General features: G+C 50.5%; 14 protein-coding genes and 1 riboswitch. All 14 genes read right to left on the bottom strand.

Annotated elements, in window-relative coordinates; translation table 11 throughout:
* Positions 1 to 103: 103 nt before the first annotated feature.
* The gene (locus ACO0LH_RS24915; RefSeq protein WP_422943843.1) at positions 104 to 649 is read right to left on the bottom strand and encodes a chemotaxis protein CheW; all 546 of its coding nucleotides are present in this window, start codon (positions 647 to 649) and stop codon (positions 104 to 106) included.
* 20 nt (positions 650 to 669) lie between these two features.
* Complete coding sequence (locus tag ACO0LH_RS24910) at positions 670 to 1,035, bottom strand: response regulator (protein ID WP_422943842.1); 366 nt, start codon at positions 1,033 to 1,035, stop codon at positions 670 to 672.
* Between the two features lie 103 nt (positions 1,036 to 1,138).
* Complete coding sequence (locus ACO0LH_RS24905) at positions 1,139 to 2,053, bottom strand: response regulator (protein ID WP_422943841.1); 915 nt, start codon at positions 2,051 to 2,053, stop codon at positions 1,139 to 1,141.
* A gap of 37 nt (positions 2,054 to 2,090) precedes the next feature.
* A riboswitch (cyclic di-GMP riboswitch) is annotated at positions 2,091 to 2,175 on the bottom strand.
* A gap of 166 nt (positions 2,176 to 2,341) precedes the next feature.
* On the bottom strand, positions 2,342 to 3,070 hold the full coding sequence (locus ACO0LH_RS24900; RefSeq protein ID WP_422943840.1) for a pyridoxine 5'-phosphate synthase: 729 nt from the start codon (positions 3,068 to 3,070) through the stop codon (positions 2,342 to 2,344).
* Positions 3,071 to 3,112: 42 nt separating this feature from the next.
* A complete protein-coding gene (locus ACO0LH_RS24895) occupies positions 3,113 to 5,074 on the bottom strand; it encodes an alpha/beta hydrolase family protein (RefSeq protein WP_422943839.1) in 1,962 nt (653 codons plus the stop codon).
* A gap of 206 nt (positions 5,075 to 5,280) precedes the next feature.
* Entirely contained in the window at positions 5,281 to 7,275 is a 1,995-nt protein-coding gene (locus tag ACO0LH_RS24890; protein ID WP_422943838.1) for an acetyl/propionyl/methylcrotonyl-CoA carboxylase subunit alpha, read from the bottom strand.
* A gap of 143 nt (positions 7,276 to 7,418) precedes the next feature.
* Positions 7,419 to 8,447 (bottom strand): biotin synthase BioB, encoded by a 1,029-nt coding sequence (gene bioB, locus ACO0LH_RS24885; RefSeq protein ID WP_422943837.1) that lies wholly within the window; start codon positions 8,445 to 8,447, stop codon positions 7,419 to 7,421.
* A gap of 12 nt (positions 8,448 to 8,459) precedes the next feature.
* Positions 8,460 to 9,158, bottom strand: coding sequence for a dethiobiotin synthase (gene bioD, locus ACO0LH_RS24880; protein ID WP_422943836.1), 699 nt, complete (start codon positions 9,156 to 9,158; stop codon positions 8,460 to 8,462).
* Positions 9,158 to 10,393, bottom strand: coding sequence for an 8-amino-7-oxononanoate synthase (bioF, locus tag ACO0LH_RS24875; RefSeq protein ID WP_422943944.1), 1,236 nt, complete (start codon positions 10,391 to 10,393; stop codon positions 9,158 to 9,160). The genes bioD and bioF overlap by 1 nt, the downstream gene beginning before the upstream one ends.
* A 32-nt stretch (positions 10,394 to 10,425) precedes the next feature.
* Positions 10,426 to 11,763, bottom strand: a complete 1,338-nt coding sequence (gene bioA / locus ACO0LH_RS24870) for an adenosylmethionine--8-amino-7-oxononanoate transaminase (protein WP_422943835.1) — start codon at positions 11,761 to 11,763, stop codon at positions 10,426 to 10,428.
* Positions 11,764 to 11,807: 44 nt separating this feature from the next.
* Entirely contained in the window at positions 11,808 to 12,335 is a 528-nt protein-coding gene (locus tag ACO0LH_RS24865) for a DUF1569 domain-containing protein (protein ID WP_422943834.1), read from the bottom strand.
* Between the two features lie 26 nt (positions 12,336 to 12,361).
* Entirely contained in the window at positions 12,362 to 13,147 is a 786-nt protein-coding gene (locus tag ACO0LH_RS24860) for an enoyl-CoA hydratase/isomerase family protein (RefSeq protein ID WP_422943833.1), read from the bottom strand.
* A 5-nt stretch (positions 13,148 to 13,152) separates the two neighbouring features.
* Positions 13,153 to 13,662, bottom strand: a complete 510-nt coding sequence (locus ACO0LH_RS24855) for a hypothetical protein (RefSeq protein WP_422943832.1) — start codon at positions 13,660 to 13,662, stop codon at positions 13,153 to 13,155.
* Between the two features lie 82 nt (positions 13,663 to 13,744).
* A complete protein-coding gene (locus tag ACO0LH_RS24850) occupies positions 13,745 to 14,215 on the bottom strand; it encodes a hypothetical protein (protein ID WP_422943831.1) in 471 nt (156 codons plus the stop codon).
* Between the last annotated feature and the right edge of the window lie 6 nt (positions 14,216 to 14,221).

Raw genomic sequence — 14,221 nt, 5'->3', positions numbered from 1 at the left:
CTCCACAAGGGATACATCAACAAAGAACATTGATCAAGACATCGTTTGCATCATTTTCATCGTTTATTCCAGCTTTGCTGCGATGTTCAGCTACCAGTTTGCATCACGTATGACGACTGAGTTTCTCGAAGAAGCTTTCATGATTGAATTCCAGCCAGACACGCTCATCTTTCACGTAGGCAGCAGATACATGGACTTCCAGCATCGCAGGCAATTGCGGCAGCTGGGTGACGCTACGCAAGCCTGAAAGTGGTTGCGGGTAACTGTCGATTACCATGCCTACCGCATTTTCTGCCTTGTCCAGTATCAGGAATAATTTTGTTGCATTCATTTCCGTCCTGCGTCCACCCAATATCAAACCCAGGTCAAACATGGGTACAAGGTTGCCACGCACATTGATCAGGCCAAGCAAGAACGCCGCAGCGCCGGGCAAAGGGGCAATTGCCTGCGGACGTATCACTTCGCTGCCCACTTCTGCTTTCACCAGCAGGTTCAATGAACCTACGCGGTAGCCATAACGATTTCTTTCCACCACAGGTGCAACATCTGTCCACAGCAAATCACCAGGCGGGGTGAAGCGCTGTAGCGCAACGCTGGGTGGTAGCCATTCTTTTGCTGGCGCTGCACCGGTTTCTATCATCTGGTTCATGGCGTATCCGCGTAGAAAGATCAGGCAGCTATCTTGAGCTGATCAATGATCTGATCAGCGGTATAGGGTTTGGCCACATAGCCTTTGGCACCTTGCAGCTGGCCCCAGATCTTGTCGGCTTTCTGCGATTTGCTGCTGACGAAGACGATGGGAATATCCTTGGTTGCCGGATCCTGGGTCAGGTTGCGGCAGGCTTCATAGCCATCCATCTCAGGCATGACAATATCAAGAAAAATAATCGAGGGCTTTTCAGCCTTGGCTTTTTCCAGGGAATCCTTGCCGCTGGATGCGGTGACAACCAGGTAACCGGCGTCGGCCAGTATGGCCTTGATATTTGCCAGTTCAGTCGTGGAATCGTCAACAACGAGTGCTTTTTTCATGCTCATGATGTGCTCCTGATATGTGGTTTGCCTGAATGCCTATGCGCTCAAATGAATGCATAGTTGAAAATGATGTGAACTGTGTTGCCGCAAGCGTCCTGATTTTCGTTCAGGCACCCATTGCCAGACCTGGCGTTTTATCCATGGCGAAGATGGCTTCACTACTGGTCAGGCTCTTTTCAACCACGGCACGAAACTTCAAATGTTCCACCGGTTTGGTCAGATAGCTGTTGCAGCCGGATAATGATCCGCGGATGCGGTCAAAGGGCGAGGATTTGCTGGTCAGCATGACGACCGGCGTGCGTTTTGTCTGCGGGTTACGACGTATCAGCTTGCAAATTTCATAGCCATCCGCACCTGGCATGACAATGTCAAGGAAGATAATATCGTAGGCTTTTTTTTCCAGCATCAGCAAGGCTTCTTCGCCGGTCTCTGCACAGTCCGCAGCGATTTTCATAGTGCGCAGTTCAAGATCAATCTTGATTCTGGCAGTAGGGCTATCGTCAATAATCAAGGCCCTGTGGCCAGTCTGCAAGACCGAGGCAGGTGCATTTTTTTGCACCAGTGCCTGCACGACTGCCGGGCTTGTTGCCCCATGCGCGGTTTGCTGCGACTGATCAGCACGGGCAGCCACAGGAAGCACCCTGATTTTTTCCAGTTCATCAGCAACCTGATCGAGCAAAGCCAGCATCTTTGTAGGTACCAGCGGATGCAACAGATGATGTTTGCCAGGCGTGACCTTGCCAGCATTGGAGATGAATACGGTAGCAGGTTCAGGAATATTGCGCTGCGCTATCAAATCCTGCAAGGCTGCCCTCGCCTGTGCATTGTCAGGGTCAAGAATGACAATATCCGGATCAGCTTCGTGACTGGTATCAAACAGGGAATAGGAATGCCTGCGACCACTGGCCATCGTCAGGCTAAGCACACTACGCAGCAGGCGTAGCTCGTACTCAGACAAGCCAAAAACACCAATCAGGATTTTTTTGGAAGCGCCGGGAAGCGCCATAGAAATATGGTTCATGAGCGACCTGCCTCTTAACGTAAATCCGCATGGCGGACACGGCATCTGGCTACCCTGCGTTATATTGCGAGGGCCCTTTAGTTTTGCGTCCCATCCTTTCGAATGGTTTGCCTTTTAACATCTGGTACTACTGGTACTACTAATTCATGCTCGGTAAACCTGAAACAGAGTCATCAGCAACAGTGGTCTGTCAGCACCGTAACTCAATGTAGAACAATTATTTGTCATATACAAGGACAGATTTCACTGTTTTTTGCATTTAATTTTTGCTTGCCAAATGCATAAAAATTAGCACGAGCGGCATATTTCTGCATATTTTGTCAGCACGGAAACAATTCCGGATTCTATGCTTTCCACAATGACAGCATGACCGATGGAAACTTCGAGAATGTCAGGTATCGTGAGGAATTTGGCCAGGTTGTCCAGGTTCAAATCGTGTCCCGCATTCACGCCAAGGCCCGCTTGTTGCGCCAGTTTGCAGGCGGCAAGAAAACCCTGGAATATCTGTTCACCTTGTGGCGTACCAAAATTTTCTGCATACGGCTCGGTATACAATTCGACACGGTCAGCGCCCAGTTCTTTTGCCAACACCAAATCTGGATTATCGTAATCAACAAACAGGCTGCTGCGTATATCCAGGGCCTTCAATTCTGCCAGCACAGGTTTTAACAGTGCAGCATCCTGGTGCACATCCCAACCATGATCGGAAGTCAGCTGGTCGGCTGCATCTGGCACCAGCGTGCATTGCGCAGGACGGAAGCGCTTAACGACTTCGATAAAATCCGGCGAAGGATAACCTTCCACATTCAACTCTACCCCGCGTGCCTTGCAAAGTGCTCCCAGGGTTTCCACATCCGAATAACGCGCATGCCTTTGGTCCTGACGCGGATGCAGGGTAATGCCATCAGCACCCAGATCAAGACAACGTGCGGCGAATGCCTGTACATCAGGGTAATTACGCCCGCGCGAATTACGCAGTAAGGCAATCTTGTTGATGTTGATGGAAAGTTTGGTCATATCAGGTACATGGAAATGAGAAGATTACTAACGCGTGTTACTTTACGGTTTTAAATTTTTCGCCAGAAAATTTTCCAGCTCTCTTAAAAATTGCAAACGATTGACGTACAGACTCAGATTATGATCGCCATCGTCAAGTTTTAAAAATTGATGGGGTCGACCCGCTTCATTGAGCGCGGCATCCATCATGATACTTTGTTCCATACGAACCGCTCTGTCTTGCGTACCATGTACAAGCAGAATGGCAGATTTGATATCTTTTGCAAAGAAGCGTGGTGAATTAGCCTTTAATTTTTCTCTGTCATTTGTACCTACCTGATTTTCAAACAAAGCCTTGCCATTAATATACATGGCATTGTCCTGGCCCATTTCATTCAGATCAGAAACGCCTCCAAGACTGACAATACATTGATACATATCAGGTGATTTGACAGCGCCCATCAAGGCGGCATAAGCGCCATAACTGGCACCTACGATGCAAATACGCGCAGGATCTGCTATGTTTTTTTCTAATAACCATTTAGTGACATCGGCAAGGTCATTCGGCATTACCTGTCCTGAACGTTCATTGCCTGTCGAGACCAATTTGCTATCACTACCAACAGAATTACGCGTATGCAATTCCACAACCGCATAGCCGCGATTGACTAAAAATTGCGTCCAGATATCAAAATTAGCTTCATCATGCCCTTGCCTGTCAATATTGACCAGTAACACGACGGGTAAATTTTTAGTCGCTTCTGTTTGCGGCAAGCTCAGAAAAGCAGGCAACATCACGCCATCATTGGCCTTGATCTTGATATTTTTTCGTTCAAGCATCGCTTTTGCTGGCAGTGCAGGGTAATTCTGTGAAAACTCTTCCAAGGTATTTGCTTTGTCGTCACCAAGATAAAAGATTCCTGGTTGTTGTGCGTTACTGGAATGCACAATATAGCGATTTTCATCCCTGCTCATAGTGACGATAGAATTAAAGCGTTTTGGTAACGCGTCATCTATAAATTTCACCAGTTCACGCCTGTCCTGATCCCAATAATTGATTTCTGCCTTGCCTGCAATACTTGTTCCTGCCAAGCCTATTGCCTCTCCCGTTTTCTCTGAATAAACCAGTTCACCGGCAATATCTACATTTGGATTAGCCAATACCAATTTAGGTTTTGCATTTTCTTCACGCAGGTCTACCGTGAACAAGGCACGACGCCCTTGGTGGTCGGCGAGAACATATAACTGATTTGGCTCTTTTCCAAAACCGATCGGTGTGACTCTTTCCTTGCTATCAATTTTATATGCCCAGCGCTTGCGCCAATTTTTTCCATCGGGATCACATAGATGCACTTCAATATCCAGCTTATCCTGATACAACCCCAAACGGACTTGATGCTGCCTGTCAACCATCCAATGGCGAAAATTTTCGCGAGAACTTTGAACAGACCGGCGCGATCCGTTTTCCAGATCCAGCGAATACACCGTCGGATCGTTACTTCTCTCCTGATCTGCCAACATGATCAACACATGCTTGCCATCATCGGGGAAGAAATCGATCACACGATCTTGAAACTGGGGTACGAAATTGCTTTTGATGCTGGTTGGTTTAATCAGATTGAGCACTTGTGAACCATCTGCATTCACTGCCAGCAATCGTGTTTCCTGAACATCGACGCCACCAGTGTAGCCGTTGACGATACGCCGGTTAGGGAAAAGTGTGCTGACTAATAATTTTTCATTATTTACCCACCGAAACCATTGAAAGGTAAATTTCCGGTTATCAGTAGCCAACAACGCCTTGGCGGCGCTTACTGGCTGGCCCAACTTATGAACCAGAATGCTGGCATTGCCTTCTTTATTAACCAGCATGGCAATTTTTGAACCATCTGGAGACAAGGTAACGTTTTGCACTGCAGGCAAGGCAGCAAATGCCTCTACTGGCAACTCGACAGCTGTACTAAAAGTACTAACAAAAGACGAGGCAAGCAGCAGGCACAGCGAGGCAAATAAGTCAGGCTTCATGGAAATTATCTGGCGAAGTATGAAAGAGTAGAAATATAAAGCAGGTTAGCAAGTACGCACCAGTTTTTCTATGGAAACCAGATAAAAAAGAAGGGCATTACTTACAATGCCCTTGCTTCTTCAATTCAACGATTGATGCGTTTAAGTCGAAACTAAATGAATGCCTTTACTTCTATCTTCAAGCACAATTGCAATCTGTCCCGCATTTACTGCTGAAAAGCCAGCAATTGCGCCCCTTCAGTGACCTGATCACCGATCGCATACAAGACTTCATCAATGACACCATCATGCGGTGCCGAAATCGTATGTTCCATCTTCATGGCTTCCATGATCAGCAAGGAATCGCCTTTCTTCACTTCCTGCGCCTTGTTGACAAGCACGGCAACAATCTTGCCAGGCATGGGTGCAGTCAGGCGGCCAGTTTCTGCTTCAGCTTCACCAGCATGCGCCAGCGCATCAAGGTAATGCAAGTCGGTATGCCTGCCCTGACTGAAGACATGGAAATGCTCACCATCGCGCACGACGGTGGCAGCAACCGTCTGGTCGGCGATCTTGATGACGATATCGTTGTCATCAGCCAATGCCAGCCTGACCTGGGCAACAGCATCACCAGCCTTGACTTGCCAGCCATTCGCCAAGTAAGTGACCTGCACTTCATGCGTCTGCTCTTCTTCTGTGAATTGCAGGCTTCTTTGCATCAGGCTATTCATGCGCCAGCCGTGCGAGGTCTGCCATGGGTCGCTGCCAGACGATTTCTCTGAATTGAGCAAGGACGCGACAGCAAGTGCCAGCGTTGTCAGATTTGCTGCTACTGGTTTAGGAAACAGTTGATCCTGATTGCGTTCGATGAGACCCGTATCCAGATCAGCACCGGCAAATGCGGTGCTGCTGATCAGACGCGACAGAAAAGCGATATTGCTGTTCAAGCCAACGATCTGGTATTGCGCCAGTGCCTGTGCCATGCGTGCCAGTGCTTCTTTTCTGTCCTTGCCCCAGACAATCATCTTGGCGATCATCGGGTCGTAGAAAGGCGAAATCGTATCACCTTCGCGCACGCCACTGTCAATGCGGAAAGCCGCCGGATCAGTCGCGCCACCAAGTTCAAAATTCACAGCAACAGGGGTACGTGCATGGCGCAAAGTACCTATCGATGGCAGGAAACCTTTTTCAGGATTTTCTGCATATACGCGCGCTTCTATGGCGTGACCATGTATCTGTAATTGATGTTGTTGCAGTGGTAGTTTTTCGCCAGCAGCAACACGCAATTGCCATTCCACCAGATCAGTACCGGTGATCATTTCTGTCACCGGATGCTCGACCTGCAAGCGGGTATTCATTTCCATGAAATAGAAAGAACCATCCTGGTTGGCGATGAATTCCACGGTGCCGGCACCGACGTAGCCAACCGCTTTTGCAGCGGCCACGGCTGCATCACCCATGGCAGCGCGGCGATCTGCTGTCATGCCGGGCGCAGGTGCTTCTTCGAGTACTTTTTGATGGCGGCGCTGTACTGAACAATCGCGTTCAAACAGATAGACGCAATTGCCGTGGGTATCAGCAAACACCTGGATTTCTATATGACGTGGTCTTTGCAGATATTTTTCTGCCAGCACTTTGTCGTCACCAAAGGAATTGATGGCTTCGCGTTTGCAGGATGCCAGCGCATCCTTGAAGTCAGCAGATTTTTCAATGACGCGCATGCCCTTGCCACCGCCACCAGCACTGGCTTTGAGCAAGACCGGGTAACCGATGCGGTCAGCCTCGGTGTGCAAAAAATCTGCATCCTGGTTATCGCCATGGTAGCCAGGCACCAGTGGCACATTGGCTTTTTCCATCAAGGATTTGGCGGCAGATTTGCTGCCCATGGCTTCAATCGCCGAAACCGGCGGGCCGATGAAGGCGATGCCATTTTTGGCACAGGCGTCTGCAAATTGACTGTTTTCTGACAGGAAGCCGTAACCAGGATGTATCGCCTGTGCACCCGTCGCCAAGGCAACTTCTATGATCTTGTCGGCACGCAGATAACTTTCCTTAGCAGCAGCCGGGCCTATCAATACTGCCTCATCACAAACGGCGACATGCTTGGCATTGGCATCGGCTTCGGAATACACAGCGACAGTCTTGATGCCCATGCGGCGTGCGGTAGCAGCAACACGGCAAGCAATTTCGCCACGGTTGGCGATCAGGATTTTAGTAAACATGCCTATAACCTTTTGGGTGGATGTATTGACTACGATAATTGATGACGATTTTCTTTATCAGAAAAAGGCCTTTCCTTTTTCTGTATCCTTATTTTTTCTCTTCGTGCTCAAATAAGCTCTGTGCTGAAGATTGATGGTTTTAATTAACCACAACTACCAGCCTTGGCTTCTACCTTGCCACGTGTCTGCAAGCCCAGTTTATCGAGCAAAACACGGTCATCCTGCGCTTCAGGGTTAGCCGTAGTCAACAATTTATCACCGTAGAAAATCGAATTGGCACCGGCCAAAAAGCACATCGCCTGCACGGCTTCACCCATCTGACGACGGCCAGCAGAAAGGCGTACGCGCGCTTTTGGCATGGTGATGCGGGCGACGGCAATAGTGCGCACAAATTCCAGCGGATCAAGTGGGTCGAGACCATGCAAAGGCGTGCCTTCTACCTGCACCAGATGATTGACAGGCACGGATTCTGGATAAGGATTCAGGTTTGCCAACTGCGCAATCAGGCCAGCGCGCTGACGGCGTGATTCACCCATGCCGACGATGCCGCCGCAGCAGACTTTCAAACCAGCGCTACGCACATGGCCCAGAGTATCAAGCCTGTCCTGGTAGTCGCGGGTGGAAATGACATTGCTGTAAAACTCAGGGGCAGTATCGAGATTGTGGTTGTAGTAATCGAGACCTGCATCTTTCAGGCGCTGTGCCTGTTCTTCCTTGAGCATGCCCAAAGTCGCGCAGGTTTCCAGACCCATGGCCTTGACTTCGCGCACCATGGTCTCTACTTTTTCCATGTCGCGGTCTTTGGGTGAACGCCAGGCTGCGCCCATGCAAAAGCGAGTTGCACCATTTTCACGGGCAGCTTTGGCGGCATCCAGTACTTCGCGTACATCCAGCATTTTCTTCGCTTCGACGCCGGTGTCATAGCGCGCAGCTTGCGGGCAATAACCGCAATCTTCTTCGCAGCCACCGGTCTTGATAGATAGCAAGGTAGCCAGCTCAATATCACCATCGGGGAAATTTGCCCTGTGCGCAGTTTGTGCCTTGAACATCAGGTCATTGAAAGGTAAATCAAACAGGGCCAGCACTTCATCCACGGGCCAGGTCTCGGCTTCGATCTTCTTTACCGGCGGCTGGAATTGCACCGCTTGCAATGGGGTATCTATAGCTTGCATCTTTGCGTCCTTTTACTTCAATAAACTCAAATCCAGATACGAGGCGGCGCTACGCGCTTTCTGGTCTTCCGGTACATTCAAACGGGGAATCTGTCCCAGCAGGGGGGCGTCAATACGTGCGCGCAGAGCCGCAACATTTTCATCAAGGTATAACATGGCGGGGTCTGCCGTATTGGCCACCCACGCCAGCAAATTCAGGCCACGGGCCGCGATGGCTTCAACTGTCAGCAAGGCATGGTTGATACAACCGAGGCGCATGCCCACTACCATGATGACCGGCAGGTTCAGGTTCTGTGCCAGGTCTGCAGTCGTATGCTGGTCATTCAGTGGCACACAGAACCCCCCGACCCCTTCGACCACTACGGCATCTGAAAGCTGGTGCAACTGCTGATAGCACTGATGGATATGCGGCAGGGAGATCGTGATTTTTTCCAGGCCGGCAACGATGTGCGGTGCAGCCGGGGTCTGCATCAGGTAAGGACAGACCAGTTCTTCAGCGGCATCGACATTCGAATTGGCAATGAGGGCATCGACATCTTCATTATGCCAGGCGCCGTCCTGCCATTCGGCACCTGCGGCCACGGGTTTCATGCCGACGCTGCGCCAGCCTTGCTGTTGCATCGCATACAGCAGGGCTGCACTTACCAGCGTCTTGCCGATTTCGGTATCGGTGCCGGTGACGAAGACATCATGATGCGGTCTGGCGAGCATCAGGCTACCTCAGCGAAACACTGGGCCACATAACTCATCTGGTCTAAGCGGTTGATGGCCTGCACCAGTTGCAAAACCTCGATTTCAGTATGCGCGGCAGACAGGGTGACACGCAAGCGCGCAGTACCGACAGGCACCGTCGGTGGACGTATCGCACCGACCCACAAACCCTGATCCATCAGATTACCGGCTACTTTGAGCATGGTGGCATTGTCGCCAATCACGACTGGCTGTATCGCCGTTTCCGAAGGCATGCCTTGCCATACCTGCAAATGCAGGCCATCTCGGAACAGGCCGATCAGTTTTTGCAGATGGGCACGCCTTTGCTGCCCTTCTTCACCGGCGATGATGTCTATGCTGGTCAGCAAGGCATGGGCAAGTGCAGGTGCTGCGGCGGTCGTGTAGATGTAACTGCGCGCACGCTGTATCAGCCATTCAATCACTGTCGAATGCGCGGCAACAAACGCACCACCAACACCGGCGGCTTTGCCCAGGGTACCCATATAGACCAGGTTTGGCGACTTGATCTGTAAATGTTCAAGCACACCACGCCCTTGTTCACCCAGTACGCCAAAGCCATGGGCATCATCGACCATGAGCCAGGCATCATAACGCTCGCAAATTGCCAGCAAAGGTGCCAATTCAGCAATATTACCGTCCATGCTGAATACGCTGTCGGTAACCACCATGCGGTGTTTGGTCTTGCATTGTTGCAGCATGCGTTCCAGCGCGGTGTAATCGCGATGCGGGAAAACCTGCACATTGGCACGTGAGAGGCGCGCACCGTCGATCAGCGAAGCGTGGTTCAACGCTTCGGAAAATACAGTGGCGTCCTTGCTGCTGGCCAGTGCGGTAATCACCGCCAGGTTGGCCATGTAGCCAGTGCAAAAATACAGGGCGCGGGCGTTATCGATCTGGGGTGATACAAATTCTGCCAGTCGCTCTTCCAGAGCGGCATGGGCACGGCTATGGCCACTGATGAGATGCGATGCACCGCTGCCGACGCCGTACAGGCTGGCACCTTCCTGCAAGGCTTCGGCCAGCCTGGGGTGTGCCGCCAGGCCCAGGTAATCATTACTGCAAAAGGCCAGGACATCGCGGCCATCTACGCGCAGCCTGGGCGCCGAAGGTGTCTCTACCGTACGGCGCTGGCGCAGCAGATGGCGCTGATCGAGTACATCAAGTTCATTTTGCAAACCCTGTATCAGGGACGGTCGCTTGCTGGCGATACGCATACCGCTTGCAGCCGCATTTTTCATGAGATCACTCATGCCATTACCTCTTCAAATACTTGTCTGGTCTTGTTGGCCAGCAGCGTCATCTCGTCTTGTTCGAGGATGTACGGCGGCATCATATAGACCGTGCGGCCAATCGGACGCATTAATAATTCATGCTTCAATGCCGTAGCAAAGAAGCGGCGTGAAAATGTCGCTGCGCGCTCAGCATCGTCAAGCACGGCATCAAATGCCAGTATCATGCCTTGCTGGCGAAAGTGGCGTACACGGACATCGTCTTTCAAACCGGCAAAAGCTGTGTTCAAAAACTCAGCCTTGATGCGGTTTCTCTGTATGACCTTGTCATCTTCAAAAATCGCTAGTGTCGCCAGGGCAGCACGGCACGCAAGCGGGTTACCGGTGTAAGAATGCGAATGCAAAAACCCACGCCGCACATCGGCATCATAAAATGCCTGGAACACGGTATCCGTCGTCATTACCAGCGACAGCGGCAGATAACCGCCGCTGATACCTTTCGACAGACATAGAAAATCCGGCCATATCTGCGCTGATTCACAGGCGAAAAAAGTACCGGTACGACCACAACCAACAGCAATTTCATCCGCGATCAAATGCACCTGATACTGGTCACACAATTCACGCACCCGCTTCAGGTAAACCGGATCATGCATGGCCATGCCGGTAGCACACTGCACCAGTGGTTCTATGATGACAGCGGCAATCTTGCCTGCCCTTTCCTGCAATTTTGCTTCCAATGCCGCCGCCGCGCGCAAGGCGACATCGGCGGCAGTTTCGCCAGCTTCAGCCAGACGGGCATCAGGCGAAGCAACGACATGGGCGCGCTGTAACATGGGGCCATAGGCTTCACGGAACAAGCTGACATCGGTCACTGCCAGTGCGCCCACGGTTTCGCCATGGTAGCTGCCCTGTATGCAAATAAACTCTTGTTTTTCAGTCTGGCCACCATTGCGCCAGGCATGAAAACTCATTTTCAGGGCAATTTCGACAGCCGAGGCCCCGTCGGACGCATAAAAACAGTGGCCCAGTGCATGATTGCTGAGCGCCGCCAGTTTTTCAGATAACTCGATGACGGGCGCATGGGTAAACCCGGCCAGCATTGCATGTTCCAGCTTGTCGAGCTGATCCTTCAGTTCTGCATTGATACGGGGGTTGGCGTGACCAAACAAATTCACCCACCAGGAGCTGATCGCATCCAGATAACGCTTGCCATCCATATCAAACAGCCATGCCCCACGGCCATGGCTGACGGGTATCAGCGGCACGGTTTCATGATGCTGCATCTGGGTACACGGATGCCATACATGCTGCAGGCTGCGTGCTACCCAGTCATTTTTTTGATTCAAATTCATTCCAGACACATTTAACAAACTTAGCGGTACAACCCTGGCGCATCTCACACCTGCGTGTCGATGGCCTTCAAATGATTTTCTATATGCATGACATGGGCCTGAGCAAATTCTGCCTTGCTCAAACTGCCATAGGCAAAATGCGGTTTAATCTCCCCCACATGCTTTTCAAATTTCTGCAAGGCCGTGATCACCATGGCAATGGCATCACTGACTTTGCCGGTTTCTGCAATGACCGGTGCACCCGGTATGGGTTCGGTCAGGCTATGCGTCATCGCACCAGCGACCGAAAAAGCATAAAACGCCGCGCTGCCCGCAGTCTGCTGAAAAACCGCCGACTTTATTTCCGGGTAACCCGTCATCGAGTATTCAATACTTTGCGCCAGATGCACAAACACTTTATAGGGTGGCCAGCCAGTTTTGCTGACCAGTTTTTCCGGTTGCAGGGCAAGCAGGCGCACTTGTATTTCTGCAACCGACGTTCTTACCATTGTCGACTTGCGATAACCGGCATAACCAGCAGATACCAGCAAGGTGGCGGCCACACCAGTAAATATGAATGTGCGCTTTTTCATATCATTTCGCTGCTCTTTTCAATAAACTACATCAACCAGTCCGGCTTGCGTTTTTCCAAAAAAGAACGCACGCCTTCGCGCCCTTCATCTGAGGCACGGATAACGGCTATGCCTTCTACGGTGGCTGCGATCAGGGCGGGTGTCAGTTCCCGGCTGGCAACATCCTGCACCAGGCGTTTGGCCTGCTTTACCGCGTTCGGGCTATTGCTGACCAGCGCCTTGATGATTTCTGCCACTTTCGCATCCAGCATATCTGCCGTCACAACTTCATGCACAAAACCCGTGCGATGAGCCTCCACAGCATTAAATCGTTCGGCAGTGATGAAATAGCGCCTTGCCGCACTTTCACCCATGGCCTTGATGACATACGGTGATATCGTAGCCGGTATCAGGCCCAGCTTGACCTCGCTGAGGCAAAAATTGGCAGTATCCACACTGACAGCAATATCACATGCTGCCACCAGCCCCATGCCACCGGCATAACAATCACCTTGCACTTTGGCAACTACTGGCTTGCTACAGCAATAGATGGTACGCAGCATTTCTGCCAGCTGACCGGCATCCGCGAGGTTTTCCTCGTGGGTGTAATCAGCCATCTTTTTCATCCAGTTCAGGTCGGCACCTGCACAAAAAGCAGAACCATTCGCGGCCAGCACAATAGCACGAATGCTGTCATTGCCATCCAACTCTCGAAAAACCTGGGTAATTTCTGCGATGGTGGTTTCATTGAAGGCATTGCGGACGTCAGGACGATTCAGCGTAACGGTCGCCAAACGATTTGCGATTTGTATATCCAAAGTTTCCATGGCCATGTACTCTATTTTTTCAATGGCGCACACGCAGTACCGCTCACGGTACGCTGAATTACAGGAACAGAAATCAATCTTTTCAAATCTGTCGCATCGACTATACGATAGCTGCAACGATTCCTGCCGGTTTCAGTATCTAGGACATAGGTGTGACCAGCAACCGGTAGAAAGCTGAAATTGACATTACACGCCAAATTACCCTGAACTTCATAATAAGAAAAAGTCGTGATCTTATTTGCAGCCAATTTGGTTGCGGAAATGCTCACTTTTCCAGCATCATCCACCATCGTTTTGGCACCTGAACAAGTCTCGGCATTGTCATAAATAGACAGCGTAAAACTGGTTCCTTTCGTTGGAACTATTCTGATCGCCAGATCTGCCAATAGGCCGCTTTGAGGTGCGACATAGGGTGTAGTCACACATCCACTGGTCAACACCGTTGACAGCACTACAAGCGACAAAAGCATACCTGGCTTCATGTAAGTCTTACCTTCCCTGTGATTCGTCATCAATTTCATTAATCAGGCTTTCTCAAACTGTTTCTACCATATCAAAAATGTCTTACAAAATTGAAAATAAACTAATACGTCATATTTTCATTTAGTTCAAAGGCTTGCATTTAAACTTATCGACCGTGCGGTTTACGGTTCCCACTGCGACCTGCTGGTTGATATCTGTTGCGTCAATGACTTTCACAGTGCAACGGCCTGGCTTGGTGGTGCTGTCAAATGCATAGACATGATTAGCTTTGGGCGTAAAACTGATATTCATCTGACACGAGTTTCTTCCCTGTATTTCAGAATATCCGAAAGTAACCAGTTTCTCGGCAACGACTCTGGTCGCCGATACATTGCTTCTATACGAATCACTGACCAGTTGTTTTTCACCGGTACAGGTGTAAGCATCGTCATAAATAACCAGCGTGTACTTCGTCATCAGCGCTGGTGAAATACGCATGACAATATCAGCGACATCACCACCTTGCGGTTCGACATAGGGTGCCATCGCACAGGCACACAACATACCCGCCAGGCCAACGATCATGGCAAAGCGCAGAGAAATCTTATTCATAAATAT

Source organism: Undibacterium sp. TJN19 (assembly GCF_049339485.1).
Lineage (GTDB): Bacteria > Pseudomonadota > Gammaproteobacteria > Burkholderiales > Burkholderiaceae_D > Undibacterium.
The sequence above is the reverse complement of the archived record's forward strand: the minus strand, read 5'-3'. Positions and strand labels throughout refer to the sequence as shown.